The organism is Ornithinimicrobium jinqii (assembly GCF_045032595.1).
Lineage (GTDB): Bacteria > Actinomycetota > Actinomycetes > Actinomycetales > Dermatophilaceae > Ornithinicoccus.
Genome location: NZ_JBJFZS010000001.1, coordinates 50,576 through 72,473, shown reverse-complemented (window position 1 = coordinate 72,473; position 21,898 = coordinate 50,576). Strand labels below are relative to the sequence as shown.

19 protein-coding genes are annotated in these 21,898 nt (G+C 70.2%); 12 read left to right on the top strand and 7 right to left on the bottom strand.

Annotated elements, in window-relative coordinates; all coding sequences use genetic code 11:
• Window positions 1-44 precede the first annotated feature (44 nt).
• From ACI3ET_RS00230 to ACI3ET_RS00205, 6 genes are all read left to right on the top strand, one after another.
• The gene (locus ACI3ET_RS00230) at window positions 45-1,295 is read left to right on the top strand and encodes a M20 family metallo-hydrolase (RefSeq protein ID WP_405030881.1); all 1,251 of its coding nucleotides are present in this window, start codon (window positions 45-47) and stop codon (window positions 1,293-1,295) included.
• An 11-nt stretch (window positions 1,296-1,306) separates the two neighbouring features.
• Window positions 1,307-2,389: a C45 family autoproteolytic acyltransferase/hydolase gene (locus tag ACI3ET_RS00225; protein WP_405030880.1), complete on the top strand. Its 1,083-nt coding sequence runs from the start codon at window positions 1,307-1,309 to the stop codon at window positions 2,387-2,389.
• A gap of 100 nt (window positions 2,390-2,489) precedes the next feature.
• Window positions 2,490-3,215 carry a DUF5058 family protein gene (locus tag ACI3ET_RS00220; protein WP_405030879.1) on the top strand — a complete coding sequence of 242 codons (726 nt, stop codon included), beginning with the start codon at window positions 2,490-2,492 and terminating at the stop codon, window positions 3,213-3,215.
• Window positions 3,216-3,225: 10 nt separating this feature from the next.
• A complete protein-coding gene (locus ACI3ET_RS00215; protein ID WP_405030878.1) occupies window positions 3,226-3,960 on the top strand; it encodes a hypothetical protein in 735 nt (244 codons plus the stop codon).
• 61 nt (window positions 3,961-4,021) lie between these two features.
• Entirely contained in the window at window positions 4,022-5,248 is a 1,227-nt protein-coding gene (locus ACI3ET_RS00210) for an amidohydrolase (protein ID WP_405030877.1), read from the top strand.
• A 21-nt stretch (window positions 5,249-5,269) separates the two neighbouring features.
• Window positions 5,270-6,727, top strand: a complete 1,458-nt coding sequence (locus ACI3ET_RS00205; RefSeq protein WP_405030876.1) for an amidase — start codon at window positions 5,270-5,272, stop codon at window positions 6,725-6,727.
• A gap of 20 nt (window positions 6,728-6,747) precedes the next feature.
• Here ACI3ET_RS00205 and ACI3ET_RS00200 read toward each other — a convergent pair whose 3' ends face one another.
• Window positions 6,748-7,191, bottom strand: coding sequence for a hypothetical protein (locus tag ACI3ET_RS00200; protein ID WP_405030875.1), 444 nt, complete (start codon window positions 7,189-7,191; stop codon window positions 6,748-6,750).
• A 530-nt stretch (window positions 7,192-7,721) separates the two neighbouring features.
• Between ACI3ET_RS00200 and ACI3ET_RS00195 the strand changes: the two genes are divergently transcribed.
• Window positions 7,722-8,738 (top strand): hypothetical protein, encoded by a 1,017-nt coding sequence (locus ACI3ET_RS00195; protein WP_405030874.1) that lies wholly within the window; start codon window positions 7,722-7,724, stop codon window positions 8,736-8,738.
• 429 nt (window positions 8,739-9,167) lie between these two features.
• Window positions 9,168-12,674 carry a choice-of-anchor O protein gene (locus tag ACI3ET_RS00190; RefSeq protein WP_405030873.1) on the top strand — a complete coding sequence of 1,169 codons (3,507 nt, stop codon included), beginning with the start codon at window positions 9,168-9,170 and terminating at the stop codon, window positions 12,672-12,674.
• A 456-nt stretch (window positions 12,675-13,130) separates the two neighbouring features.
• On the opposite strand, the gene ACI3ET_RS00185 is transcribed toward ACI3ET_RS00190, so the two are convergent.
• Together ACI3ET_RS00185 and ACI3ET_RS00180 are read right to left on the bottom strand one after the other, a co-directional pair.
• A complete protein-coding gene (locus ACI3ET_RS00185) occupies window positions 13,131-14,543 on the bottom strand; it encodes a DUF4231 domain-containing protein (protein WP_405030872.1) in 1,413 nt (470 codons plus the stop codon).
• Window positions 14,544-14,545: 2 nt separating this feature from the next.
• On the bottom strand, window positions 14,546-16,132 hold the full coding sequence (locus tag ACI3ET_RS00180; protein WP_405030870.1) for a toll/interleukin-1 receptor domain-containing protein: 1,587 nt from the start codon (window positions 16,130-16,132) through the stop codon (window positions 14,546-14,548).
• 232 nt (window positions 16,133-16,364) lie between these two features.
• Here ACI3ET_RS00180 and ACI3ET_RS00175 point away from each other — a divergent pair, with 232 nt between their 5' ends.
• Window positions 16,365-17,282 (top strand): SRPBCC family protein, encoded by a 918-nt coding sequence (locus ACI3ET_RS00175; protein ID WP_405030869.1) that lies wholly within the window; start codon window positions 16,365-16,367, stop codon window positions 17,280-17,282.
• A 125-nt stretch (window positions 17,283-17,407) separates the two neighbouring features.
• Window positions 17,408-17,938 carry an acyl-CoA thioesterase gene (locus tag ACI3ET_RS00170; RefSeq protein ID WP_405030868.1) on the top strand — a complete coding sequence of 177 codons (531 nt, stop codon included), beginning with the start codon at window positions 17,408-17,410 and terminating at the stop codon, window positions 17,936-17,938.
• Between the two features lie 62 nt (window positions 17,939-18,000).
• Here the strand turns inward: ACI3ET_RS00170 and ACI3ET_RS00165 are convergent, their stop codons facing one another.
• Window positions 18,001-18,714, bottom strand: coding sequence for a DUF4352 domain-containing protein (locus ACI3ET_RS00165; RefSeq protein ID WP_405030867.1), 714 nt, complete (start codon window positions 18,712-18,714; stop codon window positions 18,001-18,003).
• A 176-nt stretch (window positions 18,715-18,890) separates the two neighbouring features.
• Between ACI3ET_RS00165 and ACI3ET_RS00160 the strand changes: the two genes are divergently transcribed.
• Together ACI3ET_RS00160 and ACI3ET_RS00155 are read left to right on the top strand one after the other, a co-directional pair.
• Window positions 18,891-20,171 (top strand): sensor histidine kinase, encoded by a 1,281-nt coding sequence (locus tag ACI3ET_RS00160; RefSeq protein ID WP_405030866.1) that lies wholly within the window; start codon window positions 18,891-18,893, stop codon window positions 20,169-20,171.
• Complete coding sequence (locus ACI3ET_RS00155) at window positions 20,168-20,863, top strand: response regulator transcription factor (RefSeq protein ID WP_405030865.1); 696 nt, start codon at window positions 20,168-20,170, stop codon at window positions 20,861-20,863. The genes ACI3ET_RS00160 and ACI3ET_RS00155 overlap by 4 nt, the downstream gene beginning before the upstream one ends.
• A 52-nt stretch (window positions 20,864-20,915) precedes the next feature.
• On the opposite strand, the gene ACI3ET_RS00150 is transcribed toward ACI3ET_RS00155, so the two are convergent.
• The 3 genes from ACI3ET_RS00150 to ACI3ET_RS00140 all read right to left on the bottom strand — a co-directional run bounded on the left by ACI3ET_RS00150 (window position 20,916) and on the right by ACI3ET_RS00140 (window position 21,889).
• Window positions 20,916-21,098, bottom strand: coding sequence for a hypothetical protein (locus ACI3ET_RS00150; RefSeq protein ID WP_405030864.1), 183 nt, complete (start codon window positions 21,096-21,098; stop codon window positions 20,916-20,918).
• A 76-nt stretch (window positions 21,099-21,174) separates the two neighbouring features.
• The gene (locus tag ACI3ET_RS00145) at window positions 21,175-21,387 is read right to left on the bottom strand and encodes a hypothetical protein (protein WP_405030863.1); all 213 of its coding nucleotides are present in this window, start codon (window positions 21,385-21,387) and stop codon (window positions 21,175-21,177) included.
• A complete protein-coding gene (locus tag ACI3ET_RS00140; protein ID WP_405030862.1) occupies window positions 21,368-21,889 on the bottom strand; it encodes a hypothetical protein in 522 nt (173 codons plus the stop codon). The genes ACI3ET_RS00145 and ACI3ET_RS00140 overlap by 20 nt, the downstream gene beginning before the upstream one ends.
• Between the last annotated feature and the right edge of the window lie 9 nt (window positions 21,890-21,898).

Here is a 21,898-nt window from a genome sequence, read left to right as displayed (position 1 = left end):
AACGCAAACGTTCGCGTGAACGAGTCCTCAGAGAGGTGGACCGCATGGGTGCCATCGCCGCAGAGATCGCGGTCGACCCCGGGCGCGTGGAGTCCGATCTGTGGGCGCTCGCGGCGCTGGTGGAGGCTGACCTCCCCGGGTGGACCCGCACCGCCCTCGGCCCCGTCGACCGCGAGGCCCGGGAGCTCGTCCTTCGGTGGATGGCCGACGCGGGTCTGGAGACGACGGTCGACGGCGCGGGCAACATCGTCGGGCGGCTGCGCGGGGCAGGCGCCACAGGGCGCAGCCTGATGGTCGGGTCGCACACGGACACGGTCGTGGGAGGCGGTCGCTTCGACGGCATCGTCGGGGTCGTCGGTGCCATCGAGGCCGTCCGGGCACTCCGGGAGGCGGGGCGGGAGCTCGAGCACGACCTCGTCGTCGTGGACTTCTTCAGCGAGGAGCCGAACGAGTTCGGACTCAGCTGCCTGGGTTCACGAGCGATGGTCGGCGAGCTGACCGCCGAGCACCTGGGACTCCTCGACGACCGGGGGCGCACCCTGGCGGACGCGCTCGCCGAGATCGGCATCGACGCGTCGGCACTGCTCGGGGCACACGTCGACTTCTCGGGCGTCGATGCCTTTCTGGAGCTGCACATCGAGCAGGGTCCGTACCTGGAGCAGCAGGGTAGCCAGATCGGGCTCGTGGAGTCGATCACCGGGGTCTCGCGCTTCCGGGCCCTCTTCACGGGGCGGGCCGACCATGCCGGCACCGCACCGATGGGTCTGCGTCACGACGCCGGCTGCGCCGCCGCGGGGACAGTCCTGGCGGTGGAACGCATCGCGGGCGAGGGTGTGCAGACCAGGGGCACGAGCGGTCAGGTCACCTTCACACCGGCCGCCGTGAACGTCGTCACCGCACGCGCCGACTTCCGTGGTGAGTTCCGTGGGCCCGAGGGGGAGTGGCTGCGGCAGGCGCAGGAGCAGCTCACTGCTGCTGCCCAGGACGAGGGTCGGCAGCGGGGGGTCGGGGTCGAGGTCGACTGGCTCCCCCTGCAGGAACCGGCGCCCATGTCCGGCCCCGTCCTGTCAGCGCTGGCCGGTGTGGTGGACGGTCTCGGCTACTCGTCGTCGCGACTCTTCAGCGGTGCCGAGCACGACGCCGCCGTGATCGCGCGCAAGGTGCCGTCCGGCATGATCTTCGTCCCCTCCCACGACGGGCGGAGCCACTGTCCTGAGGAGTGGACCGACCTGGTGGACGTGACCGCCGGCGTGACCACGCTCACGCACGCGCTCCTGGCTCTGGATCAACAGTGAGGACCGAGCTCGTGCCCGGGACCGTGGCCCCTCATCGCGTCCCGCTCCAGGCCTTCCGGATCGGTGCTGAGGACCACCGGGAGCGTGGCCTTGTCCGTGGTGTCACGCTGGCGGCCAGCATCCGGGCGACGGCGCGACGCTACGCAGGGCTCTTCGTGGACCTGGGCATCAGCGAGGTCGACCAGCGGGCAGCCGCGGACGCGTCGCTGGCCGCGCTGCGGGTCTGGGCGCCGAGGCAGCACGAGGAGATCCTCGGGATCGCCCACGGGGCCGAGCTCGACGTTCTCGACCTGGGACTCACCCTGGCCCGGACGGAGATCCTGACCCTGGCGGAGGCTGCACCCGGGGAGTGCTCGACCGTGGCCCACCAGTCGCAGGGCGCCTCCGTGTCCGCCCAGACCTGGGACTGGTATGCGCAGTTCTCCGGCTGCTGGCACGCGCACCGGGTCGATCCGCTCGAGGGTGAGCTGGCCCACGCCGGGTTCGCCGAGCACGGCATGCCCGCCAAGATCGGCATGAACGCCGCCGGGGTCGGCGTGCACCTCAACATCCTCAAGCACCGCGACGACAGCCCTGGCGGTGTGCCGGTCCACTCCGTGCTCAACCGGGTGCTGTCCGAGGCCGGGTCCGTGGCGGAGGGCCTCGAGATCATCCGCTCGGCCCCGACAACGTCCTCCTCGGTCCTCACGCTCGTCGGCGCGGACCGGGTGGCCATGGTCGAGGTCGCCCCGGGCCGGGTCTCCGTGCTGGACGGCGAGGGGTGGAGGGTCCACACCAACCACTTCCTGGCGCGCGACCAGCAGGAAGGCGCCCTGCTTCTGAACCCGGAGTCCGACACCCGCGACCGGCTGGCCTACCTCGAGGGCACCACGGGTCGGGCCCTGGTCCCTCGGACCCCGGACGAGCTGATCCCGCTGCTGTGCTCCCCGCTGGACCAGGGCGGGGTCGCGCTCCTGCCCGACGAGACGAAGGACCCGAAGGAACGCCTCGCCACTCTCGTCACCGTCGTGCTGGATCCCGCTCGCAGGCGGGTGCAGGTCAGCCCCGGCGTTCCCCAGCACGCGCACGAGGCGAACGTGACCTACCACCTGTGACCTGATCCGCAGATCCGACCAGACCCCGCACCGATCCAGCGCCATGACACCCCCGTCATGACCACCACCGAAGGAGTCCCCGCATGACGAAGGTCCGCACATGATCCGGGCGCAGAGCGCGTCGAACGACATCGGCGCCATCGCCAACTCGCCGCTGCTGTGGGTGCTGGCGCTCACCGTCCTCGGCGTCGTCCTGCTGCAGTCGAGCATCTACATGATCGCCGTGCGCAAGAACGCCGTCGGCGCCGACATGACCCAGCGCGAGGTCTTCCACGCCTTCCGCGCAGGCGGTGTCGCCGCCATCGGCCCGTCGCTGGCCGTGGTGCTCGTCGCGATCGCCCTCCTCCCGCTCTTCGGCACGCCCGCGATCCTGGTCCGGATCGGTCTCATCGGCTCGGCCGCGACCGAGACCGCGTCGGCCTCGATCGCCGCCGGCACGATGGGGGCCAACCTCGGAGACGCGACCTACACGCAGGAGGTCTTCGTCGTCGCGCTCTTCGCGATGAGCCTGTCGGGCGCCTGCTGGATGATCGCCACGCTGATCCTGACGCCCCTCCTGTCGCGCGGCCAGGCCAGGCTGACCAAGGTCAACCCGGCGCTGATGGCGATCGTGCCCTCCGCGGCGCTGCTCGCCGCCTTCTCCGGTCTGACGGTCACCGAGCTGCCCAAGTCGTCCTTCCACGTCCTGGCCGTGGCCGTCTCCGCAGTGATCATGGCGATCTGCCTGTGGATCGCCCGGCGCATCAACCAGGCCTGGCTGCGCGAGTGGGCGCTGGGCTTCTCCATCATCGGCGGGCTCATCGCCGCCTACATCGCGACGAACTGAGGACCAGACGATGCGCACCTACACCCCCGAGCAGGACGTCCTGTTCGATGCCTACACCCGGACCACCAACAACTGGGGTCGGGCCACGCTCTTCGCCGGGCTCGTCATCGCCACCGCGGTGCCGTTCATCATCCTGGCCACCACCGACCTCGGCATCACGTTCAGCCAGGTCCTGACCGCCTTCATCGCGGTCGCCGCCGTCTACGGCGTCTTCTACGTCGTCGAGCCGGTGACCTACTTCCCGATCCTGGGCCCGGCGGGCATGTACCAGGCCTTCCTCATCGGCAACATCGCGAACAAGCTCGTCCCCTCCGCGATCGTGGCGCAGGCGAGCATCGAGGCCGAGCTCGGCACCCGGAAGGCGTCGTACGCCGCCACGGCCGGCATCGCGGGCGCCGCCGTCGTCCACGTGACCTCGCTGCTGCTGCTGGTCGGCATCCTCGGCACCTGGATCGTCTCGATCATGCCCACCTCGATCACCGACGTCGCACGGGTCTACATCCTGCCGTCCATCCTCGGCGGGGTGATGGTCCAGCTGATCGCCACGCTCAAGCAGCCCAAGTCGACGGCCATCGCGATCGGCGTCGCGCTCGCGGTGGTGCTGCTCCTGGTGCCGAACAGCCCCAAGCTCGTGTCGTCCTTCGCGATCGCGCTGTGCGTGGCACTGACCGTGGCCATCGCCTGGTTCACCCGCAACAAGGCCGAGCACGTGGAGGACGAGCACCTCGAGGCCCGCATCAACTGACCCGCCGCACCACCTTCCCCAGACCGACCGCACGCCATACCCGCCAGGAGACGATCACCCAGTGGCACTGAGCACAGCACTCACCCAGGACCTCGACGCCCACCTCGACGACCTCGTCGAGCTCTACCAGGAGTTCCACCGCAGCCCCGAGCTGTCGATGCAGGAGCACGCGACGGCCGCCCGGATCAAGGAGCTCGTCGAGGGCCACGGCTACGACGCCTTCCTCTGCGGGGGCACGGGCGTGGTGGCCACGCTGGTCAACGGTGACGGGCCGGTGGTCGCCTACCGGGCCGACATCGACGGTCTGCCGATCGCGGAGGACACCGGCGCCGACTTCGCCTCGACGGCGCAGGGGACGCTGCCCGACGGCACGGCCGTGCCGGTGATGCACGGGTGCGGGCACGACACGCACATCAGCGTCGGGCTGGAGACCGCGCGCCTGCTCGCCGAGCACCGCGACCTGTGGGCCGGCACCGCGGTGTTCCTCTTCCAGCCGGGAGAGGAGACGTCGGCCGGCGCGGCCGCGATGCTGGAGGACGGGGTGTGGGACAAGGCGCCCAGGCCGTCGGCCGTCTTCGGCCAGCACCTGTGGCCGGGCGTCGCGGGCACCGTCAACGTGTCGGTGGGGACCGCGATGGCGATGGCCAACTCTCTGGAGGTCACGGTCCGCGGCAAGCAGGCCCACGGCTCCCAGCCCGAGAATGCCATCGACCCCGTCGTCCTCGGCGCCTTCATGGTGACCCGGCTGCAGACCGTCGTCTCGCGCGAGATCTCCGCGCGCGACGCTGTCGTGCTGACCATCGCCACGTTCCACGCCGGTCTGAAGGACAACATCATCCCGGACAAGGCGGTCTTCAGCATCAACGTGCGTTCCTTCGACGAGGACGTGCGGGCCACGGTGCTGGCAGCCATCGAGCGCATCGTCCGTGCCGAGTCGGCGGCCGCCGGCGCCCCGGAGCCCGAGATCCGGCAGATGTACGAGTTTCCTCGGGTCTACAACGACCCTGCGCTGACGAGCAGCCTCATGGAGTCCTTCCGCGACGAGCTCGGCCAGGACGCGGTCCTGGAGACCCCCGCCGTCACCGGGTCTGAGGACGTGGGACGGTTCGGGGACGCGATCGGCGTGCCCTACACCTACTGGTTCTTCGGCGGTCACACGGCGGAGTCCGTCGAGGCAGGGGTGGCTGGCAACCACTCCCCGATGTTCCTGCCGGACGACGTCCGGACCGCTCTGCGGACGGGTGTCCGTGCCGCCCTCACCGCGCTCGTCAGCCACCTGCAGACGTAACCCACCGAAGACAGGATCGTGATGACCGACCTCACCTGGCTCTCCACCCGCAAGCTCGCCGCCCTCATCGCCGAGGGGCGGGTGAGCTCGGAAGAGGCGGTGCGCGCGCACTACGCGCGCATCGACGAGGTGAACCCGACGGTCAACGCGATCGTCACCACCGACCCCGAGCGGGCACTGGACGAGGCGCGCGCGGCCGACGCGCGCCTCGTCGCGGCCCGTCGGGCGGGGGAGGTGCTGCCGCCCCTGCACGGCATACCGATGACGCACAAGGACACCCACGACACGGCTGGTATGCGGACCACGCTCGGCTCGCCCGTCCACGCCGACCGCGTCCCGGAGACCGACGACCTCGTCGTGGCGCGGCTGCGCGCCGCCGGCGTCGTCACCACGGGCAAGTCCAACGTGCCCGAGTTCGCCGCGGGCGCGCACACCTTCAACCCGGTCTTCGGCACGACGGTCAACCCCTACGACCCGACGAAGTCGGTGGCCGGCTCGTCGGGCGGCGTCGGCGCGGCCCTGGCCACCGGCATCCAGGCCTCGGGCGACGGGTCGGACATGGGTGGCTCGCTGCGCACGCCGGCGTCCTTCAACAACGTCGTCGGCATGCGGCCCTCCAACGGCCGGATCCCGCACACCCCGCCCGGCAACGCCTGGGCCTGGCTCGCGCAGAAGGGCTTCATGGGTCGGACCGTCGGTGACGTCGCGCTGCTGATGAGCGTGGGCTGCGGGCCGCTGCCGGAGGGCCCGTGCTCGCTGCCGGAGCCGGGCTCGGTCTTCGACCTGCCGGAGTTCCGGCTCGGCGCGGACTACCAGCCGAGCCTGGCGGGGCTGCGGGTCGGGCTGAGCCCCGACCTGGGCGGGATGCTGGAGGTCGAGGCTGAGGTGGCGTCGACGGTCACGGCGAGCGCCGACGTGCTGGCCCGGCTCGGTGCCGAGGTCGATGGCGGCGTGCCCGACCTGCGCGAGGCGGACGAGGTGTTCCGGGTGCAGCGGGCCTACGACTTCGTCGCGACGTTCGGCGAGCTCGTCCGCGCCGAGACGGCGCGCCCGGACGGCGGCCGCGTCAAGCAGGCGGTCGTGTGGAACACACGACTGGGGTTCGAGCTCACGGTCGACGACCTCGTCGCGATGGACGCGGCACGCGGACGGCTGTGGGTGGCGACGCAGGACTACTTCACCACCCACGACGTGCTGGTGCTGCCGACGGCCCAGGCGCTCCCGTTCGACGCCGAGCTGGAGTATCCGGAGAGCATCAACGGCCGGCCCATGGAGAACTACCTGGAGTGGATGCGGGCCGTGACGCTCATCTCCGCGACGGGGTGCCCGGCGATCTCGGTGCCGGGCGGCTTCTCCTCGGGCGGGCTGCCGATCGGCATCCAGATCGTCGCGGCCCCCGGCCGCGACGTGGATCTCCTCCGGGTGGCCCACGCCTTCGAGGCGGCGACGGCGTACGGGCAGCGCCACCCCGACCTCTGAGGCTCCTCGCCTGCGCCGCGTCAGGAGGCTTTGGCGACCCCGTCGTAGGTGCCGCCCACGCCGACCTGGGCGTCCGCCCTCAGCACGGCCCGTGCGTCGTCCCCCTCGAGGATGATCCTCGCGTCGATGGACCCGCCGACTCGCGTCACGCCGGCATAGCTCACGGGCCCGCTGGTCGGATCGCCGAGCACCTCGCCGGTGAAGTCGCCCTCGAAACGGAAGACGTCGAAGAAGGTCCCGGGCGGTGAGGACAGCGCCTCATCGCACGGCGCGAAGATCACGGCGGTCGTCTGCCCGACGGCGTCGCCGTCCACGGTGCCCGAGAACGTCAGCGTGCCGTTCACCGTGAACTCGCACTTGTTGCCCCGGACGTCCTGGACCTGCGGCGAGGTGAAATCGACCACCGCGACGAAGTCGCCCTGGGCCGCCTGGGCGCCGCGCTCGTTGGCTGCGTGGGCGCCCACGGCCGGACCTAGCAGACAGGTCGCCGTCACGGCGGCGACCGCCATGCTGCGTTGGAGATGCCTTGTCGTCATGTCACTCCCTCTCGGCGCGGTCCTCCACGACCGCCGGGAAGAAGTGTCCCGCGGGAGACCGTCCTCCGGCTATGGGCAGAATTGCCCATGGAGATGTCCTACGTCGCGACGTCCTCGGGCCTGATGCCGAACTGCTGGCGGTCGAAGGCGGACATGTCCTCCTCCAGCCCCAGCCGCCGCGACGAGGACGACCAGCGGGATGTCGCCGAGCGACCCCTGGTCCCCGAACCGGTCGAGGGTCTGCTCCCAGGCTTCCCGCTCCGCGACCAGGGTCCGCCACGGACTCGGCCCGGTGAGGAGGGCAGCCAGCTGCTCCCTGACCTTCAGCGGGAGTGCCACCGGTGTCATCGGGATGACGTCGCCGGGGTCCGGGCGGGTCGGGCAGGGCCACCTCTTGTGCAGCGGCCTCGCCGGGGGGAGCCGTCGTCGCACCGGTGGGGTCCTAGGTCTGGGCACTGGTGGCGGTGTCGGCCGGAACCGAGGAGTCCTCGTCGCCGCCGGAGCACCCGGCGAAAAGGAGGATGGTGCTGACCGCGGCGCACGATGCCGTGTGGCGCACGGACGTTCTCAAGGCGCTCCATCCGCCGCCGAGCCTCTCCGACGGCTCCTCGATCGAAGGTGGCCCCGGAACCTGGCCCCACGCAAACCACCTTCTCGGTGTGCGGGACGGCAGGAGGCTCCCCATGAGTACCGGCATGAAATGGGGAGGCAACCTGCGGTATGCCGCGACGCACGGGGTCGAGCCCGTCTCGGTGGAGGAGCTCCAGCGGGTGCTCCCGACGCTGGGGTCGCCGAGGGCCCTCGGGGCCAGGCACTCCTTCAGCCGGGTGGCCGACACCCCGGGCGTGCCCGTGTCGACGGACCGCCTCCCGCGCCCGGTCGAGGCGGACGCGGACCGGTCCGCGGTGAGGGTCGGGGGTGGCGCACGCTACGGCAACCTGCCGCCCGAGCTGGACCGCACGGGTGGGCCCTCGCCAACCTCGCGTCGTCCTCCCGGCGCTCGGTCCGATAGTCGTGCGCCTCATGCCCTCCCGCTCTACGTTGGTGTCATGGGACTGAGACAGGTCATCGCTGCGAGTGCCCTTGCTGTCGTCGCCCTGGCGGGGTGCAGCGCCGACGACGGCGGTGCTGACAGCGAGACGACTGCGGTGGATGCGCCCAGGCCCGGACCTGGGCCGGACCGGGCGGAGCCGGTGAGCGATGCCGCCATCGATGAGTTCGCCGCATGGTACGAAGCCGCGGTAGCCGGAAGCGGCGACGAGCTGGACGCGCGGTTCTCTGACGATGACGAGGTGGCACGCCGGGACGCCTACGCGGACCTCATCCAGCAGCTGTGTGGACTGCAGGCGGGGAGCCCGGACCGGTTGAGGGCCTCGGCCACCTCCATCAAGGAAGACCCCGAGTTCAGCGGGGACGAGGAGTTTGCGCGCGCCGCCATCCTGGAGGCTCGCACAGCGTGCGGGCTGGACGGGTAGCACCCCCCGTCGTCCGCCCGCGAGCGCTCTGGTCTCGAAGCGCACGTCAGCAACAGTTGCCGATCCAGCTGACGCGATCGGGCCGCCAGCACGTGCAGCCCCTCCAGGCCCAGGAGAAGGTCCAGTTGTCGCAGTCTCAGGCATTCGCTCGGCGCGTCGCCCTCACCCATCCGCGAAGACGAATACCCCGTAAACGCACGCTCGGATTGTGACGCTCAACACCTTTGCTGGTCGCGGTCGACGGACCGGAGTACGTTCACAAGCACTGTCCCCAGCGATCACCGTGGATCGCCACGAGAGCCGTCAGACCCTCCTTTCGGAGCGCCTCCCTTCCCTCGCCGTGGGGCTGATGGGAGAGGAAGAATCATGAAGCAACACCGGGGGGTCGCGATACTGAGCGCAGCGGCTCTAGCTATGTCCGTCGCCACGATGGCCATCGCAGATGACGGCGAGAAGGTCATGAAGGTGATCTCGGACAAGGAAGCCGTCGTCGACGGTTACGTCGATGAGGCCGAGCACGCCTTCACCGGCATGATGAAGTTCTACGTCCCGGCGCAGGCCGCGAACGGAACCATCTCTACCGAGACCACTGCTGGTGGGCTGGAGTACTTCTACAACGACGGCGACGACGTCGCCGATGAAATACGAGGGCTCGCCAAACCGTTGGTCAACGTCTTCATGGACGGACCCGAGGAGGGCGTCGACGGCACGGGATTCGCGGGTCACGGCCTGCGCGACGCGTTCGCCGCGGTCAGCCTTGACGACGGCGTGACGTGGAAGGACACGAACCTGTCCGAGTCGGCGGCCGAGTCTTCCATCGACATTGTGCGCGACGACATCCCGCTGTTCACGGACGCAGGGCTGGTGGCTGACGGAACCACCGCATACCCCGGGGATGTCACCAACATGTTCCACGCGATCGCCGGCAACAAGGTCGTCGTCGCGTGGCCCAGTAAGTTCTGCAGCCAGGGCCAGCCCAACTACTCGCTCGACGGCGTCGATGACGAGACAGGCCTGCTGAACACCGAGCGCCGTGCGGCCATCGCCACGTACCTCGGGATCGACCTCGCCACTGCGTCACCTGACGACCTCTACCTCATCGACATGTACGGCGTCGCCGGCAACCAGGGGACGATCGACTACCTCGACGACAAGTGGGAGGAGAACCACCCGGCCGGCGAGGTTCCCTTCTCCTGCCTGTGGACCGCCCGTGGCGAGCTCATCAAGGGCGACGACCCGCGCACCGGGGATGTCACCGAGGCATCCTTCATGCGCTGGTTCAACACCGAGCGACTCACCTCCGGGACCCGCGACGTCAACCGCGTCGAGGTCATGGGCGTCGCCGGCGCCGGCTTCGCGATCACCTGGCAGGAGGACCCAGACGGTCTGCGCCCCGGACAGGGAGAAGGCCCCGGTGAGGGCTGGAGCGGTGCCATCGCCAACAGCGGGACAGACGTCTGGTACTCCTACATCGACATCGAGGACTTCAGCATCGTCCAGGACCCGACGGTCGAGGACGGCACCGCATACCTGCCGCTGACCGGTGACGACTTCACCGCCACTGAGGGCAGCTATGAGGCGCTCGCGCTCGACCCCGAGGTCACGCAGAAGCCCAAGCCGTTCGTGCCGTTCGCGATGCCCATGCGCGTCACGGACAACGAGAAGTGCAACGTGGAGAACCCGAAGCCGTACTGCTACGGCTCGGCCCTCGCGGAGTACACGGACCCAGACACGGGTCCGGTCCCGGTGCCCCAGACCACCGACGGTATCGAGCTGAACCCGCTCGAGTACGGCCTCGACGACATGTGCGAGTCGATCATCGAGGTCGTGGTCGGCAAGAACGATGACACATCCCTTGTGTGTATCACCGAGGACGGGCTGCCCATGCTCGGCAACACCGCCGCGACCCGGCCGCGCCTGGGCCTCTACGGCTACGACTCGACGGGCAAGGTGAAGGACGCCGTGATCGACAACGCCTTCGCCACGGTCATCTTCGAGGAGGACAAGGGCCTCGGCAAGTTCGGCTTCATGGAGTCCGAGGACGGCACCGTCGACTACACGGTGGCGTGCGACCCCGACGCGGATCCCGCGATCGAGGGCTGCGTGCCCTTCGACGAGGGCAAGAGCATCTGGTACAACTCGTTCAGCATGTCCCTCACGGACGACATGGTGAGTGAGGACCTCGACGGCCTGCTCGACAACCTGGGCAGCCACGGCAACATGCTCAACCAGCCGGAGGTGAACTGGCGGACCGGGGAGTTCTTCGGCGACGCCAGCACCGAGTACCTGTGGAACTTCAGCGACGCCACTCCCGTAGCAGGGGATGCACCCGACGAGTACTCGATCTACAACACCGAGATCGCCCGTCGCGGCAGCTGGCTCGGCCAGGACATCTACAAGGTCCACAACGCGACCTCCAAGGCCAAGGACGGTCTGCTGGCGCTGCCGACCTGGAAGCAGGGCACGATGAACTCGGGAGGTCCGGCGGACGTCATGTCCCGCCAGATCATCATCCCGGACGGCTGGAACCTCAGGTCCGGCGGGCCCAACGGCGGCAACCCGTACGCGTTCCGCAACATGGCGTGCGAGACGTGGGCGTTCCAGGACGGCTCCAACGCTCAGTACCCCGAGGGCGTCTGCCTCGAGTCTCCCATCAACCTGTCGGGTTCCATCCCAGACACGTGCGTCGACTCGGAGACGGGCGAGGCGATCGCGTGCCCCGCGGTCGACCTGACCCAGGGCACCTTCGGAGTCGGGGACACCAACCCGATCCTGCAGGGCAACGTGCTGGACGACGGCGACGAGACCACGAAGGACTCCAACACTACCGAGGCCCTCACGTGGCACCAGTGCCCCGCCGACTACAGCAGCGTGGAACTGGGCGAGGACACAATGGCGCCCCTCGACTGCGACACCGATGCCCGGACCGACGACTCCACCCTGCGTGACCAGTCGTGGTACAACCCGCTCGATGTCGCCAAGGGTCACCGCGGCTTCCTCGACGGTGACATGGTCATGATGCTCTACGCCTGGTCGCCGAACTGGCGGCTCAACGCCAAGGGCAGCGACCGCTATGAGCTGTACATCCGTCGCTCCTTCGACGGCGCCGGGTCGTGGACGAACACGCCCAGCAACTACACCCACTGGGACGGCACCAAGTACACCGGTGAGGGCACCGTCGTCTGCGAGAGCTACCGCAGCGACGAGACCCAGGCCAGCGGGGACCTCGTGGAACCGCAGGTCTGCTACACCTACGACGCGACCAAGGATGGCGCCGACGAGCAGGCTCGCAACGTCACGCAGCACAAGTCGATGTCGACCACCACCCTCGACCCGCGCTTCGCGATGACCGGCTCGCCACAAGGCGTCAACGTGACGTCCGACCTGTTCGGGTACGGGCTGCTCGAGTGGGAGACGGCGTTCGGCGACAACGAGGACGTGCGGGACCCCTCGCGCTTCTTCGTCGTCTACGAGACCGGCGACAACACCACGACCCAGTTCGGCGAGCCGGAGCCGCTCGACCTTTTCTACAGCCGCGCCGTCAACTTCGGCGACGACTACGTGGTCTGGGACGAGCTCGCGGAGTCCACGCGTGACGGCAGCCGTGACGTGACGGACTGCTACCCGAACGCCGCGCACGAGGACGACGACGTGGTGGGCACCGTCCTGGAGGGCTCGGGCTTCTGCAACGAGTTCGACAAGATGGAGTCCGGGACGCCCGGACTGGAGGCCAGCGAGGCGAGCATGACGGCGAACCCCGGCGGACAGTTCCTCTACGCGGTCTGGGCTCAGGCCCAGATCACTGACGGGACGCTCACAGAGTCCGACGCCATGGCCCGCAGGGTCTGGTGGGTGGACGACTTCTTCCCGGTCGACGCCTGGGTCTTCGGGCAGGCCTCGGACGCAGAAGGCACCAGCGGAGCCGGTGACCAGTAAACCGGCCCACCGGGGCACAGCCACCAGATCGTAGGCCACCGGCTCGTCCGGACAGGTCATCGGCTCAGGGTCCCGGGTGATGACACCGAAGCTTCGCGGCTTGCGTACCGTCAAGGCAACGGCCCGTCCGGCATCCAGCAGGGCGGGCCGTTCGGCGGGAGCAATCCTGTGGGAACGGCACCCGTGATGCGGCAGATCCGCGCCTTGGTCAGCTGCCGGATGCCATGTACGCAGCGAGGATGCAGTCGGGGAGTCGATCGAGGTTCCTGGGGGTCGGCACCGCACGCTTCGAAGATCCACAGGGCTGAGCAGTCCGAGCATGGTGATGCGTCCCACCCGGGGCCGCCGAGCTGCTCGCCGCACTTAGCCCGGATGGTCACCTGGTGTGGCCAGCTCAGGTCGGAGCCTCCCGCGCCAGCCCCTGCGGTCTGAGCCAGGAGCCGGGCTCTGGCCGGTTCAGGTGGTCTCGTCGCCCTTTGCGAGGCGAGCCATCCACCCGCGGTTCTCCGTGGAGATGACCCGCTCCGCCGCGGTCACGAAGTCCTTGGTGCTCAGGGCCGTGCTCGTCCTCTGACGTCGCGCCAGACGCTCCAGCTCCGCTGCCGTGCGCGTGTACTCGACGATGAGGTAGTCGTACCGGGCCGCGGCTGCCTGGGCGGTGATCGCGGCCGCCATCGTGGTGGTGACCGGCACCCAGGCCGCGACCTGCTCCGCCTGCCAGGTCCCCGCGGCAGCGGCGAGCAGTGCACCCGCGACGCCCAGACCGAGCGACACCCGTCGGACCACGGCGGCCCTGCGCTCCAGCTCTCGTGCGCGGGGGCGGTAGAACTGCTCGGTCTGCTCCAGGACACGCTCGCGCACGTAGGTCTCGAGGTCGCGCACCGGAGGCGGTGGCGCCGACGACGGTGCAGCCATGGCCTTCAGGCTGAGGAGGTCGCTCGCGTCCTCCTCGAGGTCGGTCACCCGCTGGTCGAGGGCATCGTCGTCACCGCCGGTGGCCAGGTGGACGTAGACCGCGGACTTGATGGCCTCCGAGACAGACCGCGCCCTGGTCCAGTCCCGCACCTGCTCCGTCCCGGACCTCGACTTGAGGACGCCCGCGACCCCCACCGAGGCGGCGCTCAGGAAGGCGAGGAGTCGTCCGGTCGTGGATCCCGCGCCGGCCGCGATCAGCGCGGCGGCGAGCGCCGCACCCACGAGCCCGAGCACCAGCACGACCTTCGCCTGGCGCTCGCGGTCGTGCTTCAGGCGGTCCGCAGCCCGGGACCACGCACGGTGCGAGTCCCACGCCAGCTGCACGACGTCGGGGGCCGTCGCGTCATACCCCGACGGCGCAGCAGGTGCCGACAGGGACGCCCAGCTCGCCGGCCGGACCACCTGGAGGCCGACGGACGCGAGGAGGTCGGGCAGCTTCCGCACGAACATGCGGTCGAGATCGCGGACCTCCTCGCTCAGCGCGCCCCACGGAACCAGGTATGGAGTGGTGCGCGCCGCCGCATCGCGTGGCCCCGCCCTCCAACCGGCGTGCCGCCGCTCGGTCACCCACCGCTCGTGCTCCTCCTGCGACAGGGCCTCGACCTCTGCCTCGGTGAGGGTGGCCGCGTCGCCGTCCAGGGGAGCGACCGCCAGACCCATCGCGTGCAGGTTGTCGGTGAGGTGCCGTGCGTGGTCCCGGTTGGAGTCCTTGAGGGCATCGCTCAGCCGGTCCCACGGCTGCAGCGCCGGGTCGTCGGGCGGTAGCTGGTGGCCCGCCGACCTGTTCTCGCTCAGGTAGACGCCGTGGATGGCCTGGGCGAGGAGCTCGAGAGTGGTGCACCGGTCAGCGTCTGCTCGGACCTGCGGGCCGTCCCGCACCGCGTCTGTCGACACGGTCAACCTCCCGCGCAGGCGCCGTACATGGGCTCGGTCGACTGCCAGCCGCAGAAGCTGCCGACCGCCTCGTAGTCGCTGCCCGAGGGGGAGCCTCGATACAGGCTGTCGCAGGCGACGAGGTCACCGGCCACGCACGAGTCCTGAAGGGCGTCCAGGTCGGGGGCATCGCCGTAGGTGTACGGGAAGGGCAGACTGCTGGCGCAGGCGCCCAGCAGACTGACACCGCGCAGGCCGCACGTGCCCCCGAAGGTCTCGTAGTCACTGCCCGGCTCCGCCTGGAGGTAGAGAGAGTCGCATGCCGCGAGGTCACCGCTGGCACATCCGTCCCACAGCTCGTCGAGGACGGCATCGTCAGGTGGGTCGGGAGCGGGCTCGGGGGCAGGTGGTTCCGGGGCAGGTGGGTCCGGAGTTGGCTCGGGGTCAGGAGGATCGGGGGTCGGGATGCTGCTGCACGAGCCTGCCGTCGCCTCGCTGGTGCCTCCGCAGGTGGAGCCGAACTGCTGGTAGCCGCTGCCCCCGGGGGAGTCGTCGTACAGCGTGTCGCAGGCGGCGAGATTGCCGGCGGCGCAGCTGTCCCAGAGAGCGTCGAGGGTCGCGTCGTCGCCGTAGGTGTCCGCGTCGGTCGACTGGAGAAGGGCGCCGATGACGATGATGGCCGGGACGAGGAGCAGGCCCACGACGAGGGCTATGAGGATCGGGCCCAGCCGTCGGGATCTCCGGCGGGGCTGAACGGGCGAGGAGGTCCACCCCTCCGGAGTCACCGGCCGGCTCGGAGTCACCGGCGGTCCTTCAGGCGGAGGCAGCGGCGGGGCCTTCTCTGGAGCTGGGTCGCGGTCGGGTGCCTGCCGGCGCACGCCGCCTCCGGCGGACCCGTGCTCGGCGAGCGCCTCGTCGATCTGCCGGGCCACGGAGGCCAGGAGCTCCCGGCGGGACCGCAGCTGCCTCAGCAGCTGGGCGCACTCGTCGCGGTGCGACTCGTCGTCCAGGCCCTCCCGCAGGTCGAAGATCAGAGAGTGCTGCTCGTTCAGGCTGAGATCCTCGGCCTGGTGCACCAGCGCCGCGAGGTTGGTGGTGTAGCTCAGGGGTACCGCAGGCGGCTCCGGCAGGGTGTCGGGAAGCTCGGGTGCCGGTGGGAGGGCGTTGACCGCACGCATCAGCCGGATGACAGCAGCCCGGTCGTCGTCGGAGTAGTCGATCCACTCCAGGCTGGCCAAGAACGGAGGGGCCACCCCGGGCGCCGTGCGGTCGATGCGAACGGGGAGCATCGGCTTTCCCAACGAGCGCGCATAGTCGAGCTCGCGACCGCAGGGGACGGAGTCCAACGACTTTCCGCTGAGCACGAACAGGACTGCATCAGCGCCTCGGATCGACTCGAGGATGGTGTCCCACCAGGCTTGGCCACCGCTGAGCCGTTCGTCGCGCCAGACGTCGACGCCCATGTCGGTCAGGTCCCGACCGATGCTCGCGGCAAGAGTTTCGTCGTGGCGGCAGTAGCTGAGAAAGACCGTCCGCCGGTCCGTGGTTCGCCGGCCCGTCTCGGCTCCCGCCCCCCGCGGAGAACCGTCTTTCGATGTGTGAGCAGTCATCGTGCCCAACTCCTCGTGCTGATTCCAGCGTAGAACTCGGTCGCCCCACGAGGGCTATGAGATGCGTCACACCGGCCTTTGTGCTGGCGGAGCGACGACCTGGGTCAGCACGCGTTCAGTCGGACTCCTCCGCGGGTCGTCACTACGGAGTAAACTTGGCCGTAGGACGACCCGACCGTACTCCGTCGGGGCACCGGCAGGCCGCCCACCGTTCATCGAAGGAGATGGAACGATGGCAAGGTTCGAAGACGCGATCACGATCCACGCCCCGGTGGAGCAGGTATACGACTTTGTGAAGGATGTCGGGAAGTTGTGGGCCTGCCACCCCGATGTCGCGGTCCGGGATGTGGTCCTGACGCCTGAGGGCGTGGGCAGCCACGCCGAGTGGTACGTGCGAATGCTGTTCCTGCACTACGAGGGCCACGTGGAATTCACCGAGGTGGTCCCGAACCAGCGGATCGTCGCGAAGTCGTCCGCGGGCCCGGTGTTCACCTTCACCCTCGTGCCGCAGGACGACGGCGACACCGACTTCCGGTCGGTCGTCGAGTGGAGCTACGACGTGCCCGTCGTCGGCCGGCCGCTCGAGAGCCTCACCGCCAAGATCACCACGGGCGACTTCCTGGCGTTCCTCGCCAACATCAAGGCGGGTGCGGAGGGTGTGGCGCCTGAGCCCGCGCAGCTCCCGAAGGGGGGAAAGCGAGGAGGTACGCTCACGCGCTCCGTCACCATCGACGCCCCCGTGGAGCGGGTGTTCGCCGATGTCCTCGCCATCGGTACGTTCTGGACGGGGGCGCCGGACGTGGCGGTCCGGGAGGAGAACCTGACGCCGGACGGTGTCGGCACGACCGCCCGCCTCTACTCGTTCGCGGGCCCCATCCACGTGGAGGGCACCCTCGAGCTCGTCGATGTGGTCCCGGGCGAGCGCATCGTGGCGAAGGTGCACTTCGGCCCGGAGAATCCGCTGTGGACCTTCACCTTCGAGCCCCGGGAGGGTGGCACGCTGCTGACCGGGCAGGGTGAGTGGCACATGAACGTCCCGGGCGTGGGCAAGCGCCTGGCCACCATGGAGGCCAACTCGCACGGGGAGTTCCTCGACGAGATGCTCGCGGGAGCGAAGATGCGAGTCGAGGCGGCAGCACTGGTCGGGTAGCTCCGGTCCGAACCGTCCCGCTCGCCCGACAGCAGTCGAGGCTGCTGGGTCAGCGTTCTCGGGCCTGCACGACGTTGCGGTGGGCAGGAGGGGGTATGTGGTGCTGCCACGGGTACCGTGACGCCGTGGCCCGCCAGATCCAGCTCCTCCGCACCAGCCTCCGCCCGCGCCGTCCGGTCCCCGGCCAGGGCCTGCTCGACCCGTCGGGAACGACGATGCGGGTGCGGCCGGCCGACCTCGACTTCTACCTGCACGTCAACAACGGCGTCTACCTGCAGATGATGGACGTGGCGCGGAGCAACTACATCGCCGACCTCGACGGCTACCCGCTGCTGCGGGCGAAGAGGTGGTACCCGGTCGTCGCGGCGCAGACGGTGAGCTACCGACGCTCGATGCGGCTCGGGCAGCGCTTCGAGATCACCACGCGGGTGCTCGGGTGGGACGAGCGCGTGGTCTACCTCGAGCAGGTCTTCACCAGCGGCGGGCAGCACTGCGCACGCGGCCTGGTCGCCGGGCGGTTCCTCGAGAGGGGGAGCGGCGTGCGGGTGCCTGCGCCCCAGGCGGTGGGGCTGCTCGGGCCGGGCGTGGTCTCGCCGGAGCTCCCGGAGGACGTGGCGTCCTGGGCGCGGGCCGTGGACGTGGCGCACCGCGGCTGAGCCGAACGTCGAGGGGCTCGGCCGCCCCCCTGCGGCGACCGAGCCCCGGCTCGTGGTGGTGCTCAGCCCTCCAGTGACACCCGCACGCTGCTGCTGAGCCAGCCGGCCTGCAGGTCGACCGCGGTCGGAACGGCGTCGGCCGGGATGTCGTAGAGGAGCACGCCCTCGATCGTGTTCCCGGGGTTGATCTCGGCCAGGAAGAGGCTCTCCTCGTCCAGCAGCCACGACGAGGAGGACGTGGAGTGCTGCCGGTCCTGGTCGTCCACGAGGCTCTGGTCGCTGTCGAAGAAGTACTCGGCGCTGTCGCCGGTGTTCTCGACGGTGACCCAGACCTTGACGAACTGGCCCTGCGCCCCCTCGCCGAAGGTCGCGTCCCCGATCCCTGCGAGGCCGCCCTCGGTGCCCGTCACGGTGACCGCAAAGTCCCCGACGGTGACGACGTCACCGACCTGGGGCTCGGCAGGCGCCTCCTCGGCAGCGGACTCGTCGGCCGTCGATCCCTGCGAGCTGGCCGACGAGCCCGTGCCTTCCTCGGCGGAGCTCGCGCTCGCGGCCGGGTTCTGGGGGGCGCCCGGCAACTCCACGTCGCCCCCTCCGAGCGCGCCGACGACCATGAAGAGCACAAGCACGCCGAGGATCCCGGTGAGGATCTTGTGCCGGGCGAACCAGCTCTTCTTCTGTCTCTCCTGGACAGGGGGAGATCCGTACGCCTGTCCCTGGGGGAGGCAGCCCCCGGGCGGGGGCGGCGGGGGAGTGGGCTGCTGGTGGTTGCTCATGGTGAGCCTCCTTGTGGTGTGCTCGCGGGATCTGACGGATGCAGTCCACCCGACAGGGCGGTCCGGCACATCGGCCGACCGGGCAGGGTGGTCTGGCCGGTCGGGCAGGTATGGAGTGCCGGCGCGGGCCGCTCGGCCGATGAGGTGTGTCGGTGCGGCGACCTAGGGTGCGGGGCATGGGAGCAGCGACGGTGGCACGGGGTGCCGCATGGACGGCGGAGGTGAGCTACTGGGTCCGCACGGCGGTCCTGATGGTGCTCGCGCTGTTCGTCACCATCCTCGGGGTCGCCGCGGCGGAGGAGCGCAACAAGCTGTGGGGGTGGACGGGGCCCGTCGGCGGGGCCGCCGACGCCGTGCAGGGGCTGTCGACGCTGGTGGCGCTGGGGGCGCCTCTCCTGCTGCTCCGGCGCCGCACGGACCTCACCAACACGGCCTGGGGCCTGGGGCTGCTGCAGCTCCTCCTTCCGATCGGGCCCGTCATGGCCCTCGTGCTGCCGCAGGTCCTGGTCCGCGAGAGGGAGCGCAACGAGGCTGAGACGCTCGCCTTCCTCTACGTGCTCGGCGGGACGGCGTGGTTCGTCCGCGACTCGTTGGGCCCCACCGGCCTGGCCTCGGTGGTGCGGCTCTTCGCCTCGCCGGCCACCGCCAACGGCGTCCCGACGCCGTTCAACGTCTACACCGCGAGCGTCGTCTATCTCGTGGTGGTCGTGCTGCCGGTGGTCGTCGGCTTCTGGCTCCGGGCCCGGCACCAGCTCGACGACACCCGGCAGGAGGTCGAGGCCGAGCGCGCCACCACCGGAGCGCTGTCGGCCGAGCTCTCACGGCAGGCCGAGCGCGACCTGATCGCCCGCGAGGTGCACGACGTCATCGGGCACCGGCTCTCGCTGCTGGTGCTGCACTCCGGCGGCATCGAGGTGGCGGCCGGCAGCGACCCAGAGCTGCGCGACAGCGCCCGCTACGTGCGGGAGAACGCCCAGCGCGCGATGGACGACCTCCGCTCGCTCGTGGGCGTCCTACGCGACCCGGCGTCCGGCTCGGGCGACGGGCCCCTCTCACCGGTGGCCGTCAGCTCGCTGTCCCAGCTGGCGTCCGTCATCGACGACATGGCCAACTCCGGCGTGCCGGTCGCGTCCACCGTGTTCCTCAAGGGCGCCGACGACGCCGACCCGGTGCTGGCGCACTCGGTCTACCGCATCGTCCAAGAGCTGCTCACCAACGCCCGCAAGCACGCACCCAGCGAGCTGCTGCGGCTCAAGGTCACCGGTGGCCCGGGGGACGGGGTGCGTATCCAGGCGTCGAACGCCGTCCTCGCGACCACGGTGCCCGGTGCGGCCGGCGCGGGCCTGCGGGGGATCGTGGAGCGCGTGGAGATCCTGGGCGGCGAGGTCGTTCAGCCCGAGGAGGACGGCCGGTTCACGGTCGAGGTCACCCTGCCGTGGACGGGGGAGAAGGGGTGAGCGACGTCGCGTCCGCCGAGCGTCGGCAGGGTCCTGACAGGCCGGTGCGGGTCCTGCTCGTCGACGACGACCCGATGGTGTGCTCCGGGCTGCGGATGATCCTGTCCCGGGGCAGCGGGGGGCGCGTCGAGGTCGTCGCCTCCGTGCCGGACGGCGACCAGGCCGTCGAGGCGGTTCAGCGCCACCGTCCCGACGTCGTGCTCATGGACGTGCGGATGCAGCGGATGGACGGTCTGACCGCGACGAGCCTCGTGCGGGCCCTGCCCGACCCGCCCGAGGTCATCGTCCTGACGACCTTCGACTCCGTCGACGAGCCCTTCCGCGCTGCGGTCGCCGGCGCCAGCGGCTTCCTGCTCAAGACCGAGTCGCCCGACGACCTGGTCCAGCACGTCCTCGCCGTCGCGGCCGGGGAGGGTGCGGTCTCCAAGCGCACGGCACGGCAGTTCATGCAGCACCTGCACGACTCGTCGACCGCCCCGGAGCGGCTGAGCGCCCAGTGGGCCCTGGCCCGGCTGACCGCCCGCGAGGGCGCGGTCGCAGCACTGGTGGCCGAGGGGCTGTCGAACGCCGAGATCGCCGAGCGTCTCTTCGTCAGCCCCAGCACGGTCAAGGCGCAGCTGTCGTCGATCCAGGACAAGCTGGGTGTGGACAACCGGGTGATGGTGGCCGTCCTGGTGACGCGGGCGGAGTAGCGGTCTCCGGTCCGCGGTGTGTGTGGGGAGCAGCGACCGGCACGACAGTGCCTCACTGGGTCGAGGTGGACCGAGGAGAGGTCATTGTGAAGGGGCCCAGAGGCACGATCGTGCTGGCAAGGAGGTTGACGAGCGGCATACACCTGCGGCTGTGGACCCCGTGCTGGCGGAGGTCCTGGCCGCCACCGCCGGCGTGGTCGACCAGCTGGATGACGGGGGCCGTCGGCTGGGACACCCGGAGGCGTCAAGACCTGGTGCGCGCGCTACGACGACGGGGAGGGACCTCGGCGGATAGAGCGTCCCCTCGAGCCTCAGTCTCGGCGCCGGGGAGTTCTCGCCCAGGCGTCGGCCGCGCTCTGCCGTTGCGCGCGGTCGCGGGCCAGGGCCCCGGAAGCCAGGGCCAGCAGCAGGCTCTCCTCGAGCCAGGCGAGCCGTTGGCCCGGCGTGGTGGCCGCCCGCGCCCGGATGACGGCACGTGCGTCCGACGTCCCGTGCCAGATGTCCTCAGGTGTCGTGGCGGTCATCGTCGTCCACGATAGGAGCGCTGACCAGTTCGGACAACACGTCGATGTCCGCGAGGTCCTGCGGCCGGCCGGAGGCCCGTTTCATCGCGATCAGGTGCTCGACGGACGCCACCCGGACGGGGACGCCGTCGACGCGGAGGACGTCCGATCCCGCCAGCAGAGCAGAGAACGGGACCGGGGTCGTCGCCAGGAGATCAACCTCCCGCAGCGCGTCCTCCGGGTCGTGCATCGAGAAGGCGACGAGGTTGCGCTGCTCGACCCAGGTGCGACGCACCTCCGGATCGGCGAACTGCTCGGCCGGCACGGGCAGGCGGGGCATCAGGCCAGCCTCACGCAGGACGTCCATGGTGGCTAGGACGTTGTCTGCCGCAAGGTCGAGCGCCAGGTCCAGGTCGACCGTCATCCGCGCGTGCCCTCGCAGCACGACGGCGACGCCCCCCACGACCACGTAGGACACGCCGGCCACCTCCAGGGCGGAGATGAGATCCAGGATCTGGCGCACGTCAGCACA